This is a genomic window from Zunongwangia pacifica, from assembly GCF_023499215.1.
Taxonomy (GTDB): domain Bacteria; phylum Bacteroidota; class Bacteroidia; order Flavobacteriales; family Flavobacteriaceae; genus Zunongwangia; species Zunongwangia pacifica.
The window spans coordinates 64,633-74,194 of record NZ_JAKHSK010000024.1; the positions used below are offsets into that span (position 1 = coordinate 64,633).

General features: G+C 37.9%; 8 protein-coding genes and 2 tRNA genes. 3 read left to right on the forward strand and 7 right to left on the reverse strand.

Annotation, left to right across the window (positions count from 1 at the left end; all coding sequences use genetic code 11):
- Window positions 1-26: 26 nt before the first annotated feature.
- The 3 genes from L1967_RS15410 to gdhA form a co-directional block, all read right to left on the reverse strand.
- Window positions 27-2,423 (reverse strand): TonB-dependent receptor plug domain-containing protein, encoded by a 2,397-nt coding sequence (locus L1967_RS15410; protein WP_249602398.1) that lies wholly within the window; start codon window positions 2,421-2,423, stop codon window positions 27-29.
- On the reverse strand, window positions 2,423-3,142 hold the full coding sequence (recO, locus tag L1967_RS15415) for a DNA repair protein RecO (protein WP_249602399.1): 720 nt from the start codon (window positions 3,140-3,142) through the stop codon (window positions 2,423-2,425). The genes L1967_RS15410 and recO overlap by 1 nt, the downstream gene beginning before the upstream one ends.
- A 117-nt stretch (window positions 3,143-3,259) precedes the next feature.
- A complete protein-coding gene (gdhA, locus tag L1967_RS15420; RefSeq protein ID WP_249602400.1) occupies window positions 3,260-4,603 on the reverse strand; it encodes an NADP-specific glutamate dehydrogenase in 1,344 nt (447 codons plus the stop codon).
- A 202-nt stretch (window positions 4,604-4,805) separates the two neighbouring features.
- Here gdhA and L1967_RS15425 point away from each other — a divergent pair, with 202 nt between their 5' ends.
- Complete coding sequence (locus L1967_RS15425) at window positions 4,806-5,564, forward strand: THC0290_0291 family protein (RefSeq protein ID WP_262917453.1); 759 nt, start codon at window positions 4,806-4,808, stop codon at window positions 5,562-5,564.
- Between the two features lie 41 nt (window positions 5,565-5,605).
- Here the strand turns inward: L1967_RS15425 and L1967_RS15430 are convergent, their stop codons facing one another.
- The 4 genes from L1967_RS15430 to L1967_RS15445 form a co-directional block, all read right to left on the reverse strand.
- The gene (locus tag L1967_RS15430; RefSeq protein ID WP_249602402.1) at window positions 5,606-6,226 is read right to left on the reverse strand and encodes a hypothetical protein; all 621 of its coding nucleotides are present in this window, start codon (window positions 6,224-6,226) and stop codon (window positions 5,606-5,608) included.
- Window positions 6,216-6,818 (reverse strand): bifunctional nicotinamidase/pyrazinamidase, encoded by a 603-nt coding sequence (gene pncA, locus L1967_RS15435; RefSeq protein ID WP_249602403.1) that lies wholly within the window; start codon window positions 6,816-6,818, stop codon window positions 6,216-6,218. The genes L1967_RS15430 and pncA overlap by 11 nt, the downstream gene beginning before the upstream one ends.
- Before the next feature lie 6 nt (window positions 6,819-6,824).
- Window positions 6,825-8,234 (reverse strand): nicotinate phosphoribosyltransferase, encoded by a 1,410-nt coding sequence (locus tag L1967_RS15440; RefSeq protein WP_249602404.1) that lies wholly within the window; start codon window positions 8,232-8,234, stop codon window positions 6,825-6,827.
- Window positions 8,235-8,317: 83 nt separating this feature from the next.
- On the reverse strand, window positions 8,318-8,866 hold the full coding sequence (locus tag L1967_RS15445; protein ID WP_249602405.1) for a macro domain-containing protein: 549 nt from the start codon (window positions 8,864-8,866) through the stop codon (window positions 8,318-8,320).
- 97 nt (window positions 8,867-8,963) lie between these two features.
- Between L1967_RS15445 and L1967_RS15450 the strand changes: the two genes are divergently transcribed.
- Window positions 8,964-9,037 (forward strand) — tRNA-Asn (locus L1967_RS15450).
- A gap of 57 nt (window positions 9,038-9,094) precedes the next feature.
- A tRNA-Asn gene (locus L1967_RS15455) sits at window positions 9,095-9,168 on the forward strand.
- Window positions 9,169-9,562: the final 394 nt, after the last annotated feature.

Below are 9,562 nucleotides of genomic sequence, written 5' to 3' on the forward strand. Positions count from 1 at the left end.
TTGCTAACAAATTAAGGATTAAACCTCTAAAACCTAAACCTTGCTGAAATAATCAAATTTCGGCCTGCCGCGGCGATGCCCGAGCTATACGTACGGTACCGCTGATCGGTAATATTTTCTAACGAAGCGGTTAGCAGCCAGTTTTCGTCCAGATCGTACTGCACGGTTAAATTTAATGTGTACCAGGATGGCGAATAAGGATTTCCGTTCGCATCGATGGCATATAAATAAGCTTTCCCCTGCTCTGAAGTTGCTAAATCATTATAACTAATTTCACCATTGTATTCAGCAAAAAGATCAAACTTTACTTTCTTTTTATGCCAGATTAAATGGGTATTTCCAAATAATGGTGCCGCATGACGCAAAGGCGCCACTGAACCATCATCTAGTTCTTCTTCGCCTTCAGTTAAGGCGATTTTAGAAGCAAAACGTAGCGCTACCGAAAAATCGACCTCAACAATGCCTTCAAATCCGTAAACATGCGCATTCGATGCATTTTGGATCGCCTGTACATTGCTTGCTTCGCCTTGATAATCGATTTCTCTCTGTCCATTCAGATTAAAATCACGGCGCACCATGGCATCTTCCAGCCAGGTGTAAAACCCTGTGAAACCAAAACGAATATTTTCTGCCGGGAACCAGTTTACCCCAATTTCAGCATTATAAGCATATTCCGGTTTTAAATCGGGATTGGGAACTACCACCGAACCAGGTTCTGAATCAAAAATTTTCCCTACATCATCGATATTGGGCGCCCTAAAAGCTGTAGAGGCATTAACGCGCCATTGTAAAAACTGGTTTTGTCTCCAGTTTATTCCAGCACTTGCCGTTAATGCTCCGGTATTGATATCGGCATCCCTAAACGGAAAATCATATAGGTTTTCATCGAATTTGGCGTCCAGCAAAATATGATTATATCGTAAACCCGACTGGAAGTTAAGAGCTTCCTGTATCTGCCATTGATAGGTGGCGTAAGCGGCTAAAGACTGCCAGCTGGAATTATCGGGATATCGCGAGGCGGTTTGTTGCCGGGTACCTGAATTTATATTCTCCTGAAAACCTTCAGAATTCACCTGATTATTAACGTATTCCAGTCCGTAGAATAGTTTACTGCCCTTAAAGGCTTTTTCGAAATCGATATTAGCCGAATACGCTCCAACATTTTCTTTAGTATTAAATAAAATCTCTTTTCCAAAATCACGATCATGACGGCTTTCTTCAAAAATCTGATAGGCTAAAGTAACCTGTGCCTTATCATAAAAATCGCCATTCCCCTTTTTATTGATTTTGAAGTCTCCTAAAAACCATCGCTGCGGCCCATAATACCATTCGGCTGCGCGCAACTGGTCATTTTTTCGGCGATACAATCGATCGTATCTTGGATAATCTGAAGTTTCACTATAAATAAGCCCAAGGTTAAAATTCCATGTTTCATTGGGCATATATTTTACTTTTTCGAGCAGGCTTAGTTGTGTATATCCGGTTGGTTTTTGAATAAGCGGATCTTCATTTGGTAAAATAATGTCTTCTCCATTTTCTCGTGCGGCATATTCTGTTCTTAAATACGAGTCGGGACCGTGTTTACCCATCTTTAAATCGTCAAAATCTGAATAAGAAACGGAGGTCTGAAATGCCCAATTTCGCCTTCCTAAATTCACATCGGCATGCAACGTCTGTTCGTTATTTGCAGAAGAATACCTGCCGTAGAAATTACCACTTACCGAGGTTTCTGCACCAAATGAAAATCGGGGTTTTAAGGTGTAAAAATTCATTACTCCGCCAATCGCATCACTCCCATAAACCATGGAACCGGGACCTAAAATAACCTCAGATTTTTCGATTGCCAGCGGATCGATGTTGATCACGTTTTGCAGGTTGCCACTTCTAAAAATTGCGGTATTCATTCGTACTCCATCTACCGAAATTAACACCCGATTGGTGGCAAAACCACGAATCATAGGGCTACCACCACCTAACTGACTTTTTTGAACGAAAACCTGACCAGTACTTTCTAAAAGATCTGCTGAAGTTTGCGGGCTGTTGAGTAACACGTCGTCTTTGTCGATACTGACTATTTTTTGCGGAATTTCATCTTTTTGAAGTTGAAATTTTGCTACAGAAAGCACCACCTGATCTAGCTTATTCTGGTCTTCCTGAAGATAAACGATCTGGTCTTTAATTTCTGCCTTTTTAATGTCGAATAATTGATGCGATACATGCTGAAAAAAAAGGACTTCAGTATCATCGAATTTGGATATATCGGCTCGACCTTCAAAATTACTTAGACTGGTTTTGGTCTTTTCAGCATTAAAAATCACCACATCACTTAAAGGCTCTTCTGTAAATTTATCGAGAACAATGATGTGTTGTGAAAATAGGTTTCCGCTAAAAAAAATAAGAACTAAAAGAACAAAAATTCGCATTAATTAAAAATTTCGTTGAGGACGGTTAGGGATTTTGGCTTTCTAAAACCTTCGATATGTAATTCGTAATACAGCAATAGCATTTTTAGAAAACCTGATCGTTGTTGGCTACTTAATTTTACCTGTTGCATCTGGTTAAAGCCAAGATTTAAAAATGCACGCAAAATATCAAGATTTTCGTCTTCGATACAATAATCGTTTGTTTTAACAGGCTCGAAGGTTCCTTCCAGTAAATTAAAAAATGGCTGTTCGGTATTCAAGTCATCGGGCTGAAAGCCTAAAAATCCAGATAATTTAAGCAAAAACATAATGTGAAAATTGGCGATTTTATCATGTAAATCCAACCAGCTAAAGGCGGTTTCTAAAAAATGATACATGGCAGGATTGGCTTCTTCTTCCCTAATGGCGCTTTTTAAAACTTCTGCAATAAACATCACCAGGCTGGCTTTAATCATGTTGGTATGCAGCGAGGTATAAGTATTAATTACCTTAGCGTCTTTTAGGTATTCTAGCGTACCTTTATTTTTGTGGCTGGCGACAATGTCCAGCTGCGTTAATAGTTGAAACTGACTGGCTTTAAACTTTCCTTTTTTCGATTTTAAAACTCCGCGTAACATATACGTGCGCAAACCACTTTCTAAAGAATACAGGTTGACGATAAGATCTGCCTCCCCATATTTAAGTGCACTAATAACAATTGCTTTGGTATTAACTAACATTGGAATTTTAGAAAATGATGACTATAAATCCTTGGGAACCCCTATTTAATCGGCGGATCAAGGTATAAAAAAAGTCGCTTTTAAAAGCGACTTTATCGTATTTATATTGGCTGAAATTTATACAACGCCCTGGGCTAACATGGCATCGGCAACTTTAACGAAACCGGCAATATTTGCTCCTTTTACGTAATCTACATAGCCATCTTCATCACTTCCGTATTCTACACATTTTGCATGAATATCGTTCATGATCTCATGAAGTTTATTATCTACTTCTTCTGAAGTCCAACTGTAACGTAAAGAGTTTTGTGTCATTTCTAATCCTGAAGTGGCTACACCACCGGCATTTGAAGCTTTACCTGGAGAGAATAGAATTTTCGCATCACGAAAAACTTCTACAGCCTCTGGCGTACAAGGCATGTTAGCACCTTCACCAACACACATACAACCATTTTCCACTAGTTTTTTAGCATCAGCTTCTTCTAATTCATTTTGGGTAGCACATGGTAATGCAACATCGCATTTCACTTCCCACGGCGTTTTATCTGCGTGGAATTTGGCATTGCTATATTTCTCGGCATACTCTTTAATTCTACCACGCTTTTCATTCTTAAGCTCCATGATAAATTGAAGTTTCTCTGCATCGATACCTTCTTCATCATAAATATAGCCACCAGAATCAGACATGGTTACCACTTTAGCGCCAAGCTCGATAGCTTTTTCTGCGGCATATTGTGCAACGTTACCCGAACCAGAAACCACCACCGTTTTACCTTCTAGTTTTTCATTTTTGGTCTTCAGCATATTCTGTGCAAAATATACGTTACCGTAACCTGTAGCTTCAGGACGAATTAAAGAACCCCCGTAAGACAATCCTTTTCCGGTTAAAATTCCGGTAAATTCATTTTGCAACCTTTTGTACTGGCCAAACATATAACCTACTTCTCTTGCCCCTACTCCAATATCTCCGGCAGGAACATCGGTATTATGACCTATATGTTTACTAAGCTCTATCATAAAGCTTTGGCAAAAACGCATCACTTCATTATCAGACTTTCCTTTTGGATCGAAATCTGAACCTCCTTTACCACCACCCATTGGCAGCGTTGTAAGACTATTCTTAAAAGTTTGCTCGAAAGCTAAAAACTTAAGAATGCTTAAATTAACAGAGGGGTGAAAACGTAAACCTCCTTTGTATGGCCCGATAGCCGAATTCATCTGAATACGATATCCGCGGTTAATCTGAATGTTCCCTTCATCGTCTAACCACGATACTCTAAACATGATTACACGCTCGGGCTCTACCATACGCTCTAGTAACTTAGCGTTTTGATATTTTTTATTTTGTTCAATAAAAGGGATTATGGTTTCAGCAACTTCATGAACCGCTTGTAAAAATTCTGGTTCATTTTGATTTCTTTGAGACACTTTATCCAAGAAATCCTGTATATTTTTTTCCATAAGGCGTCGCTTAAATTTGTTTTAAAAAAAATGTTTTTTCGCGGTGCAAATATATGAGATATATAAAAAATAGCGATAAAAATTTCGATTTTCATACAATATTAACTTTCTATTGAATTTCATCAAAAAAAAGAAAAAATCAATTTAAAATAAGCTGATCTTCTTTTTATATATTTGCCTATAAATCCTTTAAAACCCTGTATTGAAGCGGATTCGTATTATATTTTTAATCGGTTTTTTATGCATTTCATCCCCTTATAGTTTTGGGCAAGTGCTACACGAAATAGGAGTTACTGCCGGCCCGGCGGCTATTACTACCGATTATGGCCAGCGTGGGGAATTTAGAAATTTTTATTACAACACCGGTTTTGGGATAGGGTTACAGCACTACATGAATTTTGTGTATACCGGAAATAATTACCAAACAAACTATTTTAAAGACTTTTTTAGGATACGTACAGAACTGGATTATTTTCATTCTTTACAAAACCATTACGGTCCCATTTCTTATCAAAACGACCCTAGAGGGGAAATGCTAAGGGCAATGCATGGTGAAGTTAATATTTTCGAATTTGGTACGCAGCTGGAATGGCACTTTACACAAATTAGGGAGTTTTTAATTTTTTCTGAGCGCTTTTCACCGTATGTAACCGCAGGTGTACATGCAGTTTATTATATACCCGATGCTTATAGTGACCTTGGTCCCCTGGATAGTCCAAAAGTTTTATTCCCGGCATTTCAGGATGGGGTTAATTTAGATAGCGGGTTTACCTATAACCTTCTTTTTGGTGGGGGCACACGATATCGTTTGGGAAGGAATAGCGATTTAGTGGCCGAAATTAAATGGCAGTACTACGGCAACGATTATATTGAAGGTTTAGATGTACAGGGCCCGCAAAACCAATCGAATGACTGGAATATTTGGTTAAATTTTGGATATATTCATTATCTGAATTTTTAAGATCCTTTTATTTAGAATTCTAAAAATTGCGGTAAACAAGTTTACTGCTGAAATCTATCAAACTCCCTTACTTTTTGATCCAGACAGCTATTCACCATCATCTCAAATTGCAGAATGTTTTCAATGTTAGTCACATACACTGCCGGAGAGTTACCATATTTTAGTCGAAGTACATTCGCATTGATTTCTTTAAGACTTAGCGTTTTATCATCCCTGTCTTTAAACAATATTCGGTTACCGGCTTTTAGCACAAAATCTTTTAGCTGAAATTCATTATTTTCAAGCTGACCATACATCGTAACTGCTCCCTTAGCAATATAATAACGCGGAATATTACCATTGCAGGGTTGATATAGCAAAAAGCGATCGTTATATTTCTTAACTTCAACTAGCTTAAACATCGCATTTTGATGTTTTTTTACTTCGGAAGTAATGGCCGAGTCTAATCTTCTATAAAAAACTGAAGTTCTGGTAGTATCTATAAACAGTTGATACTTTTTTAAATCTAATGCGGAAGGTTCTGTTCGCTCCGGAATACTATCTGATGGTACCACGTAAGGGTCTTCCGGAATTATTTCAGTTTCAACTTCAGCAGAAGGCTCATTTTTACAACTGAAAAAACTCACACTAACAATAATTGTAAAGAGTATTTTATACTTCATCGGCATTTAAAATTGTTCCTCCTTTTTCAACAATTTCAGCTTTTGCCTTCTTAAAACCTTCAGCATCTATGGCTCGAGTAGCGTCTTCAATTAAAAAAGCAGCAAAACCTTCAGCTAAAGCATCTTTAACACTAAAGGCTACACAAAAATCACCTGCCAAACCGGCAAAATAAAGATCGGTTACTCCTTTTTCTTTTAAATAGCCGCTTAAGCCTGTAGATTTTAAATGGGCATTATCATAAAAGCCACTGTAGCTATCGATTTCAGGATTGGTTCCTTTCCTAAAAATAGCTTCAATTTTATCTAATTTCAGCTCAGGATGAAAATCGGCACCTTTACTTCCCTGCACGCAATGATCTGGCCACATTACCTGATCGATTCCGTTTAAATCGATTACCTCGTACACATTTTTACCGTGTTTACTGGCAAAACTGGCATGACCTTCCGGATGCCAATCCTGAGTGGCAAGCACCAAATCGAATTGATGCTGTAGTTTATTAATTATCGGTACAATCGTGTCTCCATCGGGAACTGCTAAAGCACCACCCGGCATAAAATCGTTCTGAACGTCTATAAGAAGTAAGGCTTTCATGGCATTTTACATTTTATGTTCGCTAATTAATCGATCTCTTTCCGCTTTTAATTTCTCTGAAATACTGACTTTATAAATGTGCGGATTGTTGAAACGTTTATATTCAAGCGGTAATTCGGCTAATCTTGATTTGCTGTATTCGGCAATTTCAGAAAGTGTTCTTTTTTTAATTTTCATTTCGCCATTTTCCATCACGGGTTGTAATAAGGCTTCTTTCTGGTAAGCGGAAACATCTAAAAACTTATAAGGCTCTGAAGGATGAAAAACTTTAGCCAGTTCCGCTTCATTTTCGTTGCACATCGCAATCACATCGACCCCTGCGCATTCCCCGTTTTCATCTTTCATTCGGTATACCTGCTTTCGATGTGGCAAGGTGGTTTTAATTAAACTTTCTGAAATTTTAATTCTTGGCTGCCCGTCTGAAAATGCAAGTTTATAAACACCATCTAAAGCTGCATCGGGTTTCCCAATCACCAGATTTGTTCCCACTCCGTAAATATCGATTGGGGCATCCTGTTCCTGCAAACTTTTAATCACAAATTCATCTAATTGATTGGAAGCCGCAATTTTCACATATTCTAAACCTGCTTCGTCTAAAAGCTGTCGCGCTTTTTTACCCAAATAGGCCAAATCCCCGCTATCTAAACGAATGGCCATTAACTTTTGGCCTTGTTCTTCCATTTCCTTGGCCACAGTAATCGCATTGGGAACACCACTTTTTAAAGTATCGTAGGTATCTACTAAAAGCACACATGCTTTAGGGCGTCCTTTGGCAAATTCTCTAAAAGCGGTAAGCTCATCGTCATAACTTTGCACAAACGAATGGGCCATCGTGCCAGAAACGGGAATATCCAGATCACGACCCGCAATTACATTACTGGTACCGTTAAAACCGCCAATCATCGCCGCTCTGGTAGCATAATAACCACCCGGTCCCTGTGCGCGACGCAATCCAAAATCCAGTAAAGTCCGCTCACCCGAAACCAGTCGCATCCGGCTGGCCTTTGTAGCGATAAGCGTTTGGAAGTTCAATAAATTCAGTAAAATGGTTTCGATAATCTGGGCTTCGATTAAATTAGCTTCTACCTGTACAACAGGGCGGGTTGGAAAAACCACATCGCCTTCCTGTACCGCGTAAATATTTCCTGAAAACTTAAAATTCTTCAGATATTCCAGAAAATCATCTTCAAAATCATATTGTTTTAAAAACTGAATATCTTCTTTACTAAACCGAAGCTTCGTAATGATCTCCAACAAATCTTCTAAACCGGCAAAAATAGCAAAACCGCTACCGTAGGGTATTTTTCTGAAATAATAATCGAAAACCGCTCTGGTATTTCGCTTGCCATTTTTAAAATATACCTGCGACATGGCAAGTTGGTATTGATCGGTATAGGTTGCCGTAAAATCGAACATAAAAATTTTGGTTTTTTTCCCTCGATAATCGAGATTTATTTTTTTGCTATTAACTATCGAGTCAGATTTGTCAAGATGATTAATTAAATTTCAGCAAATCGATCTTTATAAATTTTTAAATCCTCATTACTGAACAATACAAATTTAAGGCTTTGCAAGTGTTTTAGCCCTTTTGCTTCCGTCAAAATTGTATTAAAAACCACTTCGACAGCATCAATTACAGGGTAACCGAAAATTCCTGTTGAAATTGCCGGGATAGCTACCGACCTGATTTGATGTTTTTCACTAAGTCTTATAATATTTTGATAGCACTGCTTTAGTATTTTATCTTCAGGTTTATCCTTACCATAAATTGGCCCAAGTGTATGAATAACGAATTTGTTAGGTAAATTATAAGCCTTGGTGATTACAGCTTCGCCAGGTGCTATAGGTGCCTTAGACTTACATTCTTCATAAAGATCTTTTCCTGCTGCATTATGTATAGCGCCTGCAACTCCGCCTCCAGGTGCAAGCTGCGCATTAGCTGCATTCACTACGGCATCAATCCCCGGCTGATCTGTAATATTTCCTTTTTCGATATCAATTTCTAAATCATAGATTTTCAGCTTCATAGCAATAATATTTTTTAGCATTCCAATTTTATTTAAAATACTGCTTTATTTTTTTGAATATTATTTAGTGATAATTAAAAATTCCGTTATATTTGCATCCGCAAAATTGATTGCAAATTCCTCCTTAGCTCAGTTGGTTAGAGCATCTGACTGTTAATCAGAGGGTCCTTGGTTCGAGCCCAAGAGGGGGAGCAAAAAATTTTTAGGGCAAATTCAGCTGCCGCGAATGCTGAAGACATATTGATATATTCCTCCTTAGCTCAGTTGGTTAGAGCATCTGACTGTTAATCAGAGGGTCCTTGGTTCGAGCCCAAGAGGGGGAGCAAAAAGCCACGCTAGTTTTAGTGTGGCTTTTTTGTTATCTTCCATGATGCATTTTGTGTATATTATTTATTCCGAAAAAGCTGACCAATTCTATATCGGAGAAACGGACCAAGCACAAAATTTGTGTTTACGCAAAAACCACGGTCTATCTACATATTGCTAGATTAGCAATTAGCGTAACTATGCATCATTGATCGTTTTACAATTCACTCTATTGAAGCACATGCTAGTTCTATAAAGAGATTACCAAAAAATAGTGATATTTCTATAACTAACTCGAGTTTCCTAAAAAATAAAAAAGAGGAGCATAAAATAAGTCCTTAATTTTGAGATATCTAACTTCAAAATGCACTTACTATGCTCCAGGACAAAGTTATAGCAATTTATTGTTTG

Excerpts from the sequence above, each read along its gene's own strand:
- L1967_RS15410 (WP_249602398.1), bottom strand. The coding sequence starts at position 2,423 with ATGCGAATTTTTGTTCTTTTAGTTCTTATTTTTTTTAGCGGAAACCTA.
- L1967_RS15430 (WP_249602402.1), bottom strand. The coding sequence starts at position 6,226 with ATGAAGTATAAAATACTCTTTACAATTATTGTTAGTGTGAGTTTTTTC.
- pncA (WP_249602403.1), bottom strand. The coding sequence starts at position 6,818 with ATGAAAGCCTTACTTCTTATAGACGTTCAGAACGATTTTATGCCGGGT.
- gdhA (WP_249602400.1), bottom strand. The coding sequence starts at position 4,603 with ATGGAAAAAAATATACAGGATTTCTTGGATAAAGTGTCTCAAAGAAAT.
- L1967_RS15440 (WP_249602404.1), bottom strand. The coding sequence starts at position 8,234 with ATGTTCGATTTTACGGCAACCTATACCGATCAATACCAACTTGCCATG.
- L1967_RS15445 (WP_249602405.1), bottom strand. The coding sequence starts at position 8,866 with ATGCTAAAAAATATTATTGCTATGAAGCTGAAAATCTATGATTTAGAA.
- recO (WP_249602399.1), bottom strand. The coding sequence starts at position 3,142 with ATGTTAGTTAATACCAAAGCAATTGTTATTAGTGCACTTAAATATGGG.